Origin of the sequence: Roseobacter sp. N2S (assembly GCF_031454055.1) — a bacterium.
Lineage (GTDB): Bacteria > Pseudomonadota > Alphaproteobacteria > Rhodobacterales > Rhodobacteraceae > Amylibacter.
Window position 1 is genome coordinate 255,066 of the sequence record NZ_JAVDQB010000005.1, and the last position, 13,945, is coordinate 269,010.

General features: G+C 55.7%; 12 protein-coding genes. 5 read left to right on the top strand and 7 right to left on the bottom strand.

Translation table 11 applies throughout. The annotated features are described in order from the left end of the window. From GGE09_RS14015 to GGE09_RS14035, 5 genes are read left to right on the top strand one after another with little or no spacing between them, the layout of a single operon-like run. The gene (locus tag GGE09_RS14015; protein WP_309746772.1) at positions 1-1,530 is read left to right on the top strand and encodes a tripartite tricarboxylate transporter permease; all 1,530 of its coding nucleotides are present in this window, start codon (positions 1-3) and stop codon (positions 1,528-1,530) included. After that, the gene (locus GGE09_RS14020; protein ID WP_309746773.1) at positions 1,527-2,492 is read left to right on the top strand and encodes an IclR family transcriptional regulator; all 966 of its coding nucleotides are present in this window, start codon (positions 1,527-1,529) and stop codon (positions 2,490-2,492) included. The genes GGE09_RS14015 and GGE09_RS14020 overlap by 4 nt, the downstream gene beginning before the upstream one ends. Positions 2,493-2,512: 20 nt before the next feature. After that, positions 2,513-3,670, top strand: coding sequence for an acyl-CoA dehydrogenase family protein (locus tag GGE09_RS14025; protein WP_309746774.1), 1,158 nt, complete (start codon positions 2,513-2,515; stop codon positions 3,668-3,670). Next, positions 3,667-5,079, top strand: a complete 1,413-nt coding sequence (locus GGE09_RS14030; protein ID WP_309746775.1) for a CoA-binding protein — start codon at positions 3,667-3,669, stop codon at positions 5,077-5,079. The genes GGE09_RS14025 and GGE09_RS14030 overlap by 4 nt, the downstream gene beginning before the upstream one ends. Before the next feature lie 49 nt (positions 5,080-5,128). Continuing rightward, the gene (locus GGE09_RS14035; RefSeq protein ID WP_309746776.1) at positions 5,129-6,058 is read left to right on the top strand and encodes an AEC family transporter; all 930 of its coding nucleotides are present in this window, start codon (positions 5,129-5,131) and stop codon (positions 6,056-6,058) included. A gap of 128 nt (positions 6,059-6,186) precedes the next feature. On the opposite strand, the gene GGE09_RS14040 is transcribed toward GGE09_RS14035, so the two are convergent. From GGE09_RS14040 to GGE09_RS14070, 7 genes are all read right to left on the bottom strand, one after another. Next, the gene (locus GGE09_RS14040; RefSeq protein ID WP_309746777.1) at positions 6,187-7,293 is read right to left on the bottom strand and encodes a hypothetical protein; all 1,107 of its coding nucleotides are present in this window, start codon (positions 7,291-7,293) and stop codon (positions 6,187-6,189) included. Positions 7,294-7,361: 68 nt separating this feature from the next. Then, the gene (locus GGE09_RS14045; protein ID WP_309746778.1) at positions 7,362-8,672 is read right to left on the bottom strand and encodes a TRAP transporter large permease; all 1,311 of its coding nucleotides are present in this window, start codon (positions 8,670-8,672) and stop codon (positions 7,362-7,364) included. Next, positions 8,669-9,205 (bottom strand): TRAP transporter small permease, encoded by a 537-nt coding sequence (locus GGE09_RS14050; RefSeq protein ID WP_309746779.1) that lies wholly within the window; start codon positions 9,203-9,205, stop codon positions 8,669-8,671. Before GGE09_RS14050 ends, GGE09_RS14045 begins: the two co-directional genes overlap by 4 nt. A gap of 35 nt (positions 9,206-9,240) precedes the next feature. After that, a complete protein-coding gene (locus GGE09_RS14055; RefSeq protein ID WP_309746780.1) occupies positions 9,241-10,908 on the bottom strand; it encodes an AMP-binding protein in 1,668 nt (555 codons plus the stop codon). Between the two features lie 28 nt (positions 10,909-10,936). Continuing rightward, positions 10,937-11,734, bottom strand: a complete 798-nt coding sequence (locus tag GGE09_RS14060) for an enoyl-CoA hydratase-related protein (protein WP_309746781.1) — start codon at positions 11,732-11,734, stop codon at positions 10,937-10,939. A 23-nt stretch (positions 11,735-11,757) separates the two neighbouring features. Next, on the bottom strand, positions 11,758-12,780 hold the full coding sequence (locus tag GGE09_RS14065) for an acyl-CoA dehydrogenase family protein (protein WP_309746782.1): 1,023 nt from the start codon (positions 12,778-12,780) through the stop codon (positions 11,758-11,760). Beyond that, complete coding sequence (locus GGE09_RS14070; protein WP_309746783.1) at positions 12,780-13,940, bottom strand: acyl-CoA dehydrogenase family protein; 1,161 nt, start codon at positions 13,938-13,940, stop codon at positions 12,780-12,782. Before GGE09_RS14070 ends, GGE09_RS14065 begins: the two co-directional genes overlap by 1 nt. Positions 13,941-13,945 lie beyond the last annotated feature (5 nt).

Below are 13,945 nucleotides of genomic sequence, written 5' to 3' on the forward strand. Positions count from 1 at the left end.
ATGTCCATATTTGAAAACCTCGCGCTTGGTTTCAGCGTCGCGCTGACCACCAAATCCTTGTCCTACTGTTTCGTTGGCGTGACATTGGGAACCTTGGTTGGTGTGCTGCCCGGTCTTGGAACCTTGGCTGCAATCGCCATGTTGCTGCCTTTGACCTTTCAACTGGACCCTGCCACTGCGCTAATTATGCTTGCGGGTATTTATTACGGGGTGGCTTACGGCGGATCTACCGCGTCGATCCTGCTGAACTTGCCGGGCACACCTAACACGGCTGTAACAGCATTGGATGGCTATCCCATGACCAAAGCGGGGCGTGCAGGTGTTGCCCTGTTTATGACAACAATTGCGTCTTTCTTTGGCAGTGTTGTCGGTATCATTGCACTTGCTGTCGGGGCGCCGTTGTTAGCGAATGTGGCGTTGAATTTCGGCTCTCCGGAATATTTTTCCCTTCTGATAATGGGGCTGCTGGCGGCGGCGCTGCTGTCTTCTGGGCGTCCGTTTCGGGCGGTTGGTATGGTGGTGATTGGCTTGCTGATTGGCACCGTTGGCATGGATTCCACCAGCGGCTATGCGCGCTATTCGTTTGACATTCCCGAGTTGTTCAATGGTTTCAATCTTGTAGCTGTGGTTATTGGTCTGTTTGGCCTTCCCGAGGTGATCCACAACGCTGGGAAGATCAAAAGCAGTATTGTAAACGCACAAGACGTGACTCTTCGATCCATGATCCCGACACGGGATGACTGGCGGCGCTCTTTTGGCCCCATGGTTCGAGGCACGGGAATCGGTGGTTTCTTTGGAGCGCTGCCAGGGACTGGTGGTACGGTCGCGACCTTTGTGTCCTATGCGGTTGAACGCAAGATCAACAAAGACCCCTCTCGGTTTGGAAAGGGCGCGATTGAAGGCATTGCCGGACCTGAGTCTGCGAATAATGCCGCGATCCAGACGGCGTTTATTCCCACATTGACCCTTGGTATTCCGGGCGACGTGGTGATGGCGCTGATCCTTGCCACCCTGATCATCCACGGCATCCAGCCAGGCCCCGCCATGATTCCCGAACACCCTGAATTGTTCTGGGGGTTGGCGGCCAGTTTTCTGGTGGGAAATGTGATGCTGCTTGCCCTGAACATTCCGATGATCGGTATTTGGGTGCGGATGGTGACGATCCCTTATAAATACCTGTTTCCGATTATTACGGTTCTGGTCTGTATCGGGGTCTATTCCATTTCGAATTCCACGTTTGATGTGTGGATGGTGGTTCTGTTTGCCCTGCTTGGCTATGCGTTCCGGCTGTTGAAATGCGAACCCGCGCCGTTGTTGCTGGGATTTATCCTTGGCCCCATGCTGGAAGAACATCTGCGCAGGGCCATGCTGATAGCGCGTGGCGATGCCACGGTATTCGTTACCCGCCCGCTAAGTGCGATATTTTTAGGTATTTGCATTGCGCTGGTGGCTTTGATGCTCTGGAGCGGGCACAAGCAACGTAGATTGCTTAAGGCCCGCAGGTTGGCCGAACTCCAGGGGGAAACATGAGCGAGAAAAACTACCAGTTGCAAACCCTGTCCCGCGCATTGGACGTTTTGGCGATGATTGAAGTATCGGCTGAACCGCTAAACCTTACGGCAATTGCCAATCGCTTGGGTGAAGCTGCACCGGTGGTATTTCGTATCCTCAAAACTTTGGAAACAAAGGGCTATGTGCGCAAGGACGGGTCCAGCAAAAACTACCTGCCAGCCGAAGCCCATGACCGGATGAAAACCGCCCGTCTTTTGGTGCGCGCGTTGCATGATCTGTCAAACCGACCGGACCGCAGTATCGAGGATGTGGCCAGCGATCTGGATGCGGATGTTCACACCACGGAACTGGTCCTGCGCACCATGAAGGATTCCGGCCTAACAGTTGTGTCCGCCGCCGGAAATTGGTCGCTCTCCCCCCATTTACCTGCGATTTCGCGTCCTCAATCTACTGCGGAACTGTTAGAGCAGGTGCGCCCCATTATGGAAAACCTGCGCGGTGAAACCGAAGAATCCACCACCTTGTTTGTTCGCAATGGGGGATCGCAAGTTGCTCTTGAAGTTTTGTCGTCACATCATCCCTTGCGCTACACGTTAGAGGTCGGGGCGGTCTTTCCTGTGACGCGGGGCGCGGCAGGGAAGGCGGCACTTGCTTGGTTGCCCGAGCCGGAAATCACAACAATCCTGTCAGACCCTGCATTGTCAGGCGAGGACATCAATCCGCCAATGTTGTTGCAAACCCTGCGCAAAGTGCGTCTGCAAGGGTACGCCTGGTCGTATGGCGAGCGGATTGTCGGGGCCTCGGCTGTTGCATTACCAATCCTTGATCGTGTGGGCGAGGTGCGCGCTGTGTTGGCAATTACTGCGCCTGAATTCCGCACACCAGAAGAAAAACTCCATGAATACGGTGCATTATTGCGTTCGCAACTGTCCGCCGCTGGGCTGTTCGTTTCTGACACACAGCCTGAAATCGTAGAATAGCAGATTGAAAGTGACTGACCATGATCCGGGAAAAAGACAGACATGCGGCTTTGCTGGATCGGGTTCGCCAATGGGTCCGCGACACTGCCATTCCAGCTGAATCCGCCGTGGCCGAAGCGGACCACATTGACGCAAGTCTTGTGCAATCCATGCGGGACGAAGGTTTCTTTGGGTGGAGCATCCCTGAAGAATACGGCGGCAGGGGCATGACAGCGGAAGAGCTTGTCATGGGTGCAATGGAGTTGTCGCAATGTTCCACCGCTTTCCGGGCGCGGGTGGGCACAAACACAGGCATCGGTTCCGAAGCGCTGGTGGTGGATGGGACAGCCGATCAAAAGGCGCGGTATCTGCCGGCCCTTGCCGCAGGCGAAATAACCGGTTGTTTTGCTCTGACAGAGGTCGAAGCCGGTTCAGAGGCCACCAATTTGCAAACAACTGCAATGCGCGACGGCGATGAGTGGGTTCTGAACGGATCAAAACGTTTCATCACCAATGCCCCGATTGCCGATTTGTTCACGGTTTTCGCCCGTACGGACCCTACCTCCAAAGGATCAAAAGGTATTAGTGCTTTTCTGGTGGACGCAACTGTTACGGGTATAAAAGCGGGTCCAGCCTACCGCAAAATGGGGCAGTCGGGCTCGCCTGTGTCCGACGTAGTCATCGAAAACTGCCGCCTTCCCGCCGCCGCCTTATTGGGCGGTCAAGAGGGTGCGGGATTTCAAACCACCATGAAAGTGCTGAACAAACAGCGGTTACATCTGGCGGCCCTGTGCATCGGCCCCGCTATCCGTATGCTGGAGGAGGCAATAACCTATGCCACAGGCCGCAGTCAGTTTGGAAAACCCGTGGCCCAGCACCAATTGGTACAAGCGATGATTGCGGATTGCCAAACTGAAATAGCCGCCGCACGTGCGTTGGTGCTGCAAACCGCGCGCAAACGGGATCAGGGTGAGGACACCAAGCTGGATGCCTCAATGTGCAAATATTTTGCCTCGGAAATGTGTGGACGCGTGGCTGACCGTGCCGTGCAAATCTTTGGTGGCTCTGGCTATGTGGCCGATTTTTCCAGTATCGAACGGTTCTACCGCGATGTGCGCTTGTTCCGGCTGTATGAGGGCACAAGCCAAATACACCAGTTGAATATTGCAAAGCTGACCTTGGCGGAGCATGCAGCATGACTGTTTCGCGCAATCTGGATCGTCTTTTTACCCCCCAAGCCGTGGCCGTTCTGGGCGCATCGGCAAATCCCGAGGCGATTGGCGGACAACCCGTTGCACATTTGCAAAATCAAGGGTTTTCGGGGGCAATTTACCCGATCAATCCCAAATACTCCGAGGTGGCAGGGCTACCCTGTTATGGCTCTCTGGCTGATACCCCGACAGTGCCCGATGTGGTGATCGTTGCGATCCCGGCGCAGCATGTTGAGGCCGGGATTAAGGCCGCAGGCGAAAAAGGTATCCCCTTTGCCATCGTGTTTTCCGCAGGCTACGCCGAAGCAGGAGAGGCGGGTGCAAAACGTCAGGCTGCGCTCTGTGATATAGCCCGCGCGGCTGGGGTTACTTTGATCGGGCCGAATTGTCAGGGTTTGATGAATATTTCTGTTCCGATCCACATGGGGTTCGGGGCACCTTATGGTTTATCCTACGCCAAGGGTGGTTTTGCACTGACCTCGCAGTCCGGCGCATTTGGCAATTCACTTGTGATGGATTTGAACGATCGCGGCATTGGTTTCGCGCGTTATATTTCCACCGGAAATGAGTCGGACCTAAGTTCAATAGACTGTCTGAACGCCTTTCTGGGCATGGATGAAGTCACCGCAATCGGTGCCTATGTTGAAGGGTTCAAAGATCTCAACCGCTTTGCGGATCTTGCACGGCGCGCGCAAAGCCTTGGAAAGCCGATTATGCTTTGGAAGGTTGGGAACTCTCCCGCGGGGGCTTTGGCGGCACAGGCGCATACTGCGAACCTGTCCAAGAGTTCGGATTTTGCGCCAGATTCGTTCCGTGCCCTTGGCGTGATTGATGTGCAGGATGCGCGGGATATGGCCATTTGCCTGAAAGCCTTACAGGGTCGAAGGAGCCCCGCTGGCCCCAAAGTCGGTGTGGTAACCGTGTCAGGCGGCGCGGGTATTTTCATTGCGGATAGATGTTTTGAACGTGGGCTGGAAGTGGGCAAACTGTCTGAAGACACGGTTGCGCAGATGCGACCCCATTTACCAGAATTCGCCAGCCTGCAAAATCCGGTCGATGTTACGGGATCGGCCGTAAACGCACCGGCAAGTCTGGCGGAATCCCTGTCTGCTGTGTCACAGGACAGTGCGGTAGACAGCCTTATTCTGGCACTGGCCGCCGTTACAGGAACCGGCGCAAGGCTGGCAGCCGAGGAGATTGCACGCATTCAGGACATCTCGCCCAAACCTGTGGTGGTATGCTGGAACGGGCCACGCAGCATGGCGCAAGATGCTTATGACATCTTTGATGCGGCTGGTGTTCCGGTGTTTAAATCCCCAAGCGATGCCGTCCGCGCAATCGAGGCCATGTGCATCTTTGCAAAAATCCCACTCTCCCCCAACCCATACCCGGCGTAGGGGCTAGATGACTATGTGTGCGGATCCGAACAAGGCGAGCAGTTAAGTCATGGAGGTCATCCTTGCAATCGCGCCCGTGTTTGGCGTTATGGTCCTGGGCCATGTCCTGTTTCGGCTCGGCCTGCCTGGTGATACCTTTTGGGTTCAGGCGGACAAGCTGGTGTATTGGGTATTGATACCGGCCCTGCTATTCCACATGAATTCAACCGCAGAATTCGGCGGTGAACGCATACGGTCCTTTGCGATTGTGCTTATCAGCGCTTTTTTCCTAGTCGCGGCACTGGCCTTTATCGCTTGCCGAATTTTGCGAATTGGGCCGGATGAAACCAGTTCGGTGCTACAAGGCTCAGTGCGCCATAACGCTTTTATCGCGCTTGCTCTGTGCGAAAGTCTTTATGGTAAAACGGGTCTGGAAACGGCCACTCTTGCGACCGCAATTCTAGCGCTTGTGACCAATGTGTCCATTGTACCGATGATGATCGGCTTGCTGCCAAAGCCCGAAGGCATGTCTGTTGGCGCGCGTGTTCTAAAGGATACGGTGCGCAATCCAGTTGTGTTGGCGATCTGTCTGGGACTGTTAACCAATCTTGTGACCGATGCGCATATACCGTTTGTTCATAGCATGACCTCACTTGTGGGCAGTGCGGCTTTGCCACTTATGCTGATGTGCGTCGGAGCAAGTGTCAGTTTCAACGGGGCCAGAGGCAAAACTGTGCCACTGGTTGTATCTATGGTCGGTAAATTTTTAGTGTTTCCGCTGATTGTTTTGGGTTTGGCCTTATGCGTGGATTTGTCAAAAGCAGATATTATCATCCTTGTGATTTTTGGATCAATCTCCACCGCGTCTTCTGCGCTGACACTTGCGCGCCAATTGGGAGGCGATGCGCCATTGATGTCTACGATTATAGCTGTCCACACGATTTTCGCGTTTGTTTCCCTACCAGTCACATTAATCCTGACTGGAACGGCTTTGGGTTAAATGTAACGGTGGGTGTAGAAAGTTTGTTGAGATTTGGGTGAACAACATGGCTCCACACCAGAACGTTGATGGCTTATTCAACAACAGGACGATGCGGTCACCCCTTTCAGGGTGACCGCAGGGATCAATCACTCGACCTTGATCTTTGAATAGACTTCGTCGCGTAGCAACTGTGCGTAGGCCTCGGGTGTATCGACGCCTTCCACCAGAGCCTGCCACCGTTCGTATGTTGCAAGGTAGCGGTCAACCAATGCTTGTGCATCTTTCACACCAGCGTCTTTGGCGGTTTGTACAGCGCTGACCACTTGTGTTTCGATCGCCGTATCAATGATCGCTTGCAGATCTGCGCTGGCTTCGGTCACGTTGAACTCTACGCCTGGCCGTTCAAGCGCACTTATGTCTGATCCTTGTGTTCCGAACAATGCACCGGCCACTGCCATGGGGGCTGCGTCCAGCAGCACCTGTCGTTGCGCCGTGGTCAGCTCGTTCCACTTGTCACGGCGAAAGGCGAAGGCCGCAGCGGATGGGATGGTGCCCGCAGAGACCATTGTTACATTTTGCACCAACTCTCCCAATGCGTATTCATCCAACCATGCGATGGGCGCAAAGACACAGTCGACCTGACCGCGCTGGACCACTTCATAAACCTCGGACGAGGGGACGTTTGTGGGCGTGGCGTTCATCGCGTTGACAATAGCAATGGTATGACCGGCGGCGCGGATACGAAGACCGTTCACATCTTGTGCCGTTTTTACCGGCTTCGCACATAACAGGCGGTAAGGCGTCAGCGACCAAGACCCCAGATCGACGAAATTCATCTTCTCGCCTTCCGCTTCACATTGCGGACAGTCCAGCTTGGATACCTCGATGATCGCACCGATGGCCGCAGGTACGTTAGACATCGTTGCCCCCAGATTGACGAAAACATTCGTCACGGGCAGTTCAGCCGGATAGTACACCGCAGGAATATAAGTCAGGTCTACAACCCCGTCAGCCAACCCCGGTAGCGTTGTGCGGGCTGTTACAACGGCCCCGTCGGTCAGGGATGTGACGTTGAATTCGCCACTGTCTTGCAGGGTTTTGACGTAGGGGTTGAAGCCCGCGATATTAAGTTGGGTTGTGTCTGACACATAGGTGCCAAACAGCAGGTCAGTTTCTGCCGATGCCGCCGTTGCAGCGGCAACAGCCATCAGTGCAAGGGCGGAGCCATGACGCCGGATTTTCGTGAATTTCATTAGGGTCTCCTCTCTGTTTAAAAAATCTGGCGTTTGCATTCTTGGCACACGCCATAGGGTAATAGGGGTCAGCCGATCATCATGGACGGCAGGAACAGGATTACGGACGGGATAAGAATTAGGATTGCCATGATCACCACCTCGACGAGCAGAAACCAACTGACGCCTTTAAAGATGGTGCCCAGTTTTATGCTGTCCGCTGAAACGCGGTTCATAACGAATACATTCATCCCCAAAGGCGGGGTGAGCAGCCCGATTTCCAGCATCTTGACCAGGATCACTCCGGCCCAGATTTCGTTCACACCAAGCTGTTTGAAGATGGGAATTAGGATGGGCAGGGTCAGCAACATGATCCCGATCGTGTCCAGAAACGCGCCCATCACCAGATAGATAAGACAACAGATCAAAATGATGGCCACATGGTTTGTGGTGATGTCCTGCAACGCAGCTGAAAGGAAACGCGGCACACCGGATAAGGCCAGAAATTGGGCCAACAGGGTGGCACCTATACCGATCAGCAGCAGCGTTGCTGTGATCACCACTGTTTCCCGTGCGCATTCCATCAGACCTTTGCGATCAAGGGTGCGCTGGGTAAAGGCAACCAAAGCAGTGGCGACTGCACCGATTGCGCCTGCCTCGGTTGCGGTTGCGATACCGCCATAGATCACGCCCACAACCATTGTGGCGATCAGACCCACCGGCCAGATGCGGCGCAGGCTGGCAGCTTTGTCCCGCAGGGTCACACCAGACATGTCAACTTTGGGTGCAAGGCTTGGGTTCAAATGGCAACGGATCCCGATCATCAGCGCATAGGCAAGGGTTGTCAGCAGGCCGGGCAATAGCCCTGCAACCAGCATTTTTCCGACTGAAACCTGCGCGAAAAGTGCATAAAGAACCATCAGGATTGAGGGCGGGATCAACGCGCCGACAGTTCCGACTGCCGCTGCACAGCCTGCGGCAAGACTCTTATCATATCCTGCCTTTACCATTTCCGGTACGGCAATGCGCCCCATAGCAGCGGTGGTGGCCAGCGAAGAACCACAGATGGCCGCAAACCCCGCGCCCGCAAAACTGGTGGCGATGGCCAGCCCGCCGGGCAGCCGTCCAAACCAAAGCCGCATCGAAGCATAAAGATCGGCTGTCAGGCCGGAATGGGAAGCAATCGCACTCATCAGCACAAACATCGGTACCGCGGAAAGCGTCCAGTGGGCCGTGAAATCAAACGGAACAGAACGCAGCATCCCAAAAGCGGGACCAAAGCCGCGCAAATAGTAGATACCGCCCGCACCCACAGCAACCAGCGCGATGCCGATTGGCACTCGCAGGGCAAGCAAACCCGTAAGAATAACAAGAGCGGCAAGTCCAACTTCTACGTTCACAGCGCAACCTCCGGCTTGGTTAAACTGTTGGTCGGCAAGCGGCGGCGGCTGATAATTTGCACAAACAGGACAAACACCATCGCGCCACATCCCAAGGCCGCCAGCCAGCGTGCGGGCCAAACCGGCAGCCCGAACCAGCCGGTTTCAACGATCTGGCCAAGCGCGCTCTGGCGCAGTGCCATGCTGACCAAGGCCCAGCAGATTACGCCTGTGACAGCAGCCGAAAACAGATCCACCGCAAATTGCAGCCAACCCAAAACGCGGTCGGACAGCAGTGCTGTAAGCAGGTCAACAGTCACATGCTCGCCCAGTTTTTGCGCCATCGACCACGGCAGGAAGGCGACCAGTACCATGTAATAATACATCACAATTTCGACTGTGCCCGGCAGCGTAATGTTCAGCACGCTGCGCATCAACGCCGAGACACTGACGTGCAGGCACATGATGATGACTGTGACTGTGGCAATCCAAGCGGTTACGGCCACGATCCTGTCGGCGATCCGCGCCAGTGCCCGCATTGGTGCCGTGTCCATTGGCCTGCTTCTGCTTTGCATCTGCTGTGTCCTTGCTAGGTTCTGTCGGTGGCGGCTTGGTGTTTGTGACGGTCGCCAAGGCGCGCTTTCACCTCGTTTCGCAGCAGGTGCTTTTGCACCTTGCCAGACGCGGTGCGGGGCAGGGCATCAATGCTGAAAACATATTCAGGCCGCTTTTGCGGTGCGATACCTGCGTGTGACAAAAACTGCCCCAAAGCGGCGGTATCAGGCATTTCATGACCGTCAGCCGCTACGACAAAAACCGCAACACATTCGCCCAACCGTTCATGGGGTGCCCCCACCACAGCCAGATCCGCAATGCCAGTGTGCAGGGCAAGGGCGTCTTCGATTTCCTTGGCTGACAGGTTTTCACCGCCTCTGATAATCAGATCCTTTATGCGTCCGGTGACGGTAATGATCCCATCGTCGCTTAACCGCCCAAGGTCACCGGTGTGGAAATATCCTTCGGTATCAACAGCTTTGGCGGTTGCGTCTGGATCGGTGTATCCCAGAAACATTGACGGTCCGCGGGCGATAATCTCGCCTTCGCTACCGTTGGGGATGTTGCGGCCCGCTGTGTCTATCAGGCGGACGTCATAGCGAAACACACGCCCGTCGGTGGTGGCGGATAATTCAGGGTTTTCGATGCAGCCTTGCGTGACCATGGGAACTTCTGAAGCGCCGAAAACCCGTGTGGCAACAGCATTGGCAAACCATGAATTGGCGCGGCGGATCAGATCGGGCGGGACTTCTGCACCGCCACAAGCGAAGACCTTCAAAGATGGCAGGTGCGTTTGCGCGCTCTGTGCCGCCTTGAGGGTTTCAGAGAGAAACGGGGTTGCGCCTATCATGTATGCCGCGCTGTATTGGTCAATCAGCGCGACCGCTTCAGCGGCTTCCCAACGCTCCATCAGGATTGTCCGCGTGCCCAGCAGAAATGGGCCTTCCAGCCCGTGCGCATATCCGGTTACATGGGTAACCGGAGTTGGAACCACGGTAACGGTGCCATCCGATTCAAGGCCCCAAGCGTCAAACGAATAGGCGATTGAGGCTTTGGCCTGTGCGTGCCCATAGATCACACCCTTCGGCAAACCCGTTGTCCCCGACGTGTAGATCAGCATCTTGGCGCTTTCGGGTGGAACCTTTGGCAGAGGTGTCTTCAAAGTTCGGCCATGTTTGATCAGCGGCTGTAACCCGTCACCGTCGCCACGCACCTGAACAACATGGGCAAGCTCGGGCAGATCAGGGCGGGCTTCGGACAACATGGCGCCAAAGTCTACGTTGCGAAACACCTGAGGAATAAAGATCAGCCGTGCGCGTGCGTCCTTAAGGATAACGCGCAGTTCGGCCTGACGATAAATTGGAATGACAGGATTGACCACAAGTCCCGCGAAAGCACAGGCAAGGTTGATCACGGCCGTTTCCAACCAGTTCGGCAACTGAAACGCCAGCGTGTCACCGGGTCGAAGCCCAAGGTCAAGCAGCGCGCGCGCCAAGGCCTCACCCTGCTCGACGGCGTCGGAGTAGGTCAACGCGCCGTTTTCAGCCTGCAAAGCCACCCTGTCGGGCGTGCGGCGGGCACGCTCGCGTGCGGCTTCTGCCACCGTCACCTGCTCCCACGCGCCCGAAGCGAAATAGGCTTCGGCCTGACCCGCAGGCAGGTTAAGCTGCCAATTGTTTTGGTGTGTGTAGAGATCCGTCATAGTGTGACTCATTTCCGATCGCGGATTATCAGCTGCCAGTGAACACAGGCTTGCGCTTGTCGCGAAACGCGGCAACAGCCTCGGCGTGGTCCTTGGTTTCGTTGGTCAGCACCTCATAGCCGATCCCTGCATCCGCATGGGCATGCACAACCTGTTTAAGCGCGAGGTTGGTGACAATCTTGGTGTAGCGGATCGCTTGGGTGGCACCTGCGGCAAGGCGTCGGGCCAGATCATAGACCTCTGTATCCAGCGTGTCGTCAGGAACGGCCCGTGTCAAAAGCCCCATTTCAGCGGCTTTTTGCGCCGGAATGGCATCGCCTGTCAGCAGGTATTCGCGGGCGCGCATATAGCCGATCATCTGAGGCCAGAGCAGCGCACCACCATCCCCTGCGACCAGCCCGACAGCAACATGCGGATCACCGATTTTGGCGGAGTCTGCTGCGATAGCAACGTCACAACACAGCGCCAGACTGGCGCCCAACCCCATGGCGTGGCCGTTGACCCTTGCGATCAGCGGTTTTTCCAGATCAAGCTGTGAAAACAGGATGCGTTTGGCCTCGATAGCTGTTCGTTTGAAGGCCGCCGGATTGTCCACAGCTTCCTGCATCCAGTTGATGTCACCACCAGCAGAAAAACAGCGTCCAGCGCCAGTCAGTACAACGATGTCGCTTTCAGGGTCTTCATTCGCGTCAATGAACACGCGCGACATTTCTGAATGCAACTGCCCGTCCATCGCGTTCAATGTGTCTGGCAAATTCATCGTGATGGTCAGAATGCGACCCTCCCGAGAGAAACTGAGAGCTTCATAGTTATCAAAAAGAGGCATAGAATTGTTCCGTTTTTGTTTCGTCAAAGGGCTTTGCGCAATGCAGCCCAGTTGTGGATTTCACCGCCAAAGCGGCCTTGTAGGATTTTGAGGTTTCGAAACCCGCGCCCAAGCGGCATTTCTTCAGACATACCGATGCCACCGTGAAGCTGAATCGCCGCGCGGCCAACCAAAGCACAGCGCTCAAGTACCCCTGTGCGGGCCATGATCAGGTCAAGATCGGGGCCGTCACTTTGCAGGGTGTGGCGTGCCATGTCGATCAGTGCGCGGGCTTCCTCGATGGCAATCATCATGTCGGCCATCCGGTGCTGAATAACTTGAAAACTGCCGATAGGCTGTCCGAATTGTTCCCGTACGCGCACATAAGCCAAAGTTTCGTCAAACAGGCTGCGTGCGGTTCCCAGCGCTAAAGCGCAGGCCGCATGCAGTCCCCGGCGCCATCCAGCTTTGATCGCTTCTGCGGCATGCGCGCCCTCTGCCAGAACGGTTGCCGGTGTGTCTTGAAACTGTAGTCGGACACCGGTTTGGCCACCCATCATCGGTTGCAGGTCGGCGACGTGCGCCGTTACTTCGGCCAAAACCAATCTGTCGCTCTCTAGCGCCGAGACAAGGATCTGCGATGCGCCAGCCCCGCTTGGGACCAAAGATTTACTTCCGCTCAATATACCATTTCGAAATTGTAATCGCGGGGCAGTTCCTTCTGGGTCATTTTCTTCGGCAAAGGCTGCAATTGTCATCGTGTCGCCTGAAACGATTTCTGCCAGACGATCGGGGTTGATCTTTGCCAGTGCGGCACCCGGAATGGCCAGCGCGTCGATCAGTGGTTCCGTGCGGCGGTGCTGTCCGGCGGCTTCTAGAACCAGTTCCATTTCGCGCGGGCCGCCGCCCAAACCACCCTCGTCTTCGGTGAACCCGATCCCCAAGGCCCCCAGTTCGGCAAGCGCCTTCCAGCGTTCGGTCATGGGGGTGTCGCGTTGGCCTGTCTCCATGAAGCGGCCCAAAGTGTCCCGCAGGATGCGTTGTTCTTCTGTGAGAGTGAATTCCATCACCGTAATCCCAATTCGTGTTTTGCGACGATACCGCGTTGGATTTCATTCGAGCCGCCCCAAATTGTCGTCGCTTTCTGCAACAGCATGTCCCTTGCGATCCCCGACAGCGGCGTTTCGTCATTTTCTGGTTCAGCGATGTCAAACGCGCCGCCCTCAATTCCCAAAACGTCAAAAGCGTATTCACCGATCCGTTGTTGCAGCTCTGTTCCGCGAATTTTCAACATCGAGGCTTCAGCCCCGGGTGCGCCCTGATCGACGGTCTGAACCAAGCGTAAAGTTAGCCATTCCAGCGCCTTCAGGTCGATATTGAACCGCGCCATCTGTGTGCGGTGACCCGGGTCATCGCGCCATCCCCGTTCAGCGGCCAAAACCTCTGCCCGTTCAAGATGACGCCGGGTTTTTCCGGTTTCCGCCGAAATCATACGTTCATGACCCAGTAGGAATTTGGCATAGGTCCAACCCATGTTTTCTTCCCCGACAAGGTTCTCCACCGGAACCTTCACATCCGAGAAAAACACCGCGTTAACATGATGATGCCCTTCAATTGTGGTGATCGGCTGGACCTCAATTCCGGGGGTTTTCATGTCGATCAACAAAAAGCTGATCCCTGCCTGTGGTCTGGCGTCCGTATCGGTCCGAACAAGGCAAAAAATCCAATCCGCAAAATGCGCGTGACTGGTCCAGAGTTTTGAGCCGTTAACGATGTAGTGATCGCCGTCTTTCACTGCGCGGGTGCGTAAACTGGCTAGGTCCGACCCGGCGTTCGGTTCGGAATATCCCTGACAGAACCTCACTTTATTTGCCACGATGTCGGGCAGAAACCGCGCTTTTTGCGCTGCGTTACCATAGGTGAAAATCACCGGACCAACGTAATTCACACCGTAAGGCAGCACCCAAGGAGCGCCGTGATAGGCGTATTCGTCATTGAAAATAAAGGTTTGCGCAGCATCCCAGCCTTGCCCGCCGTATTCCTTTGGCCAGAACCCCGCATACCACCCTTTCGCGGCAAGTGCGTCGTGCCAGTCTTCGTGATCCTGCCGGGACAGTGCCAGCCCGTTTCTGACCTTCTGGCGGGTGCCCGCTGACAGGTTCTCACGCAGGAAATGGCGGACCTCGTCGCGAAAGGCAGTCTGTTCTGGTGTCCATAACGATGGCATACACG

What these genes read in the sequence shown, in the direction of transcription:
- GGE09_RS14030 (WP_309746775.1), top strand. Translation starts at nt 3,667, where the DNA reads ATGACTGTTTCGCGCAATCTGGATCGTCTTTTTACCCCCCAAGCCGTG.
- GGE09_RS14050 (WP_309746779.1), bottom strand. Translation starts at nt 9,205, where the DNA reads ATGGACACGGCACCAATGCGGGCACTGGCGCGGATCGCCGACAGGATC.
- GGE09_RS14035 (WP_309746776.1), top strand. Translation starts at nt 5,129, where the DNA reads ATGGAGGTCATCCTTGCAATCGCGCCCGTGTTTGGCGTTATGGTCCTG.
- GGE09_RS14055 (WP_309746780.1), bottom strand. Translation starts at nt 10,908, where the DNA reads ATGACGGATCTCTACACACACCAAAACAATTGGCAGCTTAACCTGCCT.
- GGE09_RS14040 (WP_309746777.1), bottom strand. Translation starts at nt 7,293, where the DNA reads ATGAAATTCACGAAAATCCGGCGTCATGGCTCCGCCCTTGCACTGATG.
- GGE09_RS14025 (WP_309746774.1), top strand. Translation starts at nt 2,513, where the DNA reads ATGATCCGGGAAAAAGACAGACATGCGGCTTTGCTGGATCGGGTTCGC.
- GGE09_RS14060 (WP_309746781.1), bottom strand. Translation starts at nt 11,734, where the DNA reads ATGCCTCTTTTTGATAACTATGAAGCTCTCAGTTTCTCTCGGGAGGGT.
- GGE09_RS14065 (WP_309746782.1), bottom strand. Translation starts at nt 12,780, where the DNA reads ATGGAATTCACTCTCACAGAAGAACAACGCATCCTGCGGGACACTTTG.
- GGE09_RS14020 (WP_309746773.1), top strand. Translation starts at nt 1,527, where the DNA reads ATGAGCGAGAAAAACTACCAGTTGCAAACCCTGTCCCGCGCATTGGAC.
- GGE09_RS14015 (WP_309746772.1), top strand. Translation starts at nt 1, where the DNA reads ATGTCCATATTTGAAAACCTCGCGCTTGGTTTCAGCGTCGCGCTGACC.
- GGE09_RS14070 (WP_309746783.1), bottom strand. Translation starts at nt 13,940, where the DNA reads ATGCCATCGTTATGGACACCAGAACAGACTGCCTTTCGCGACGAGGTC.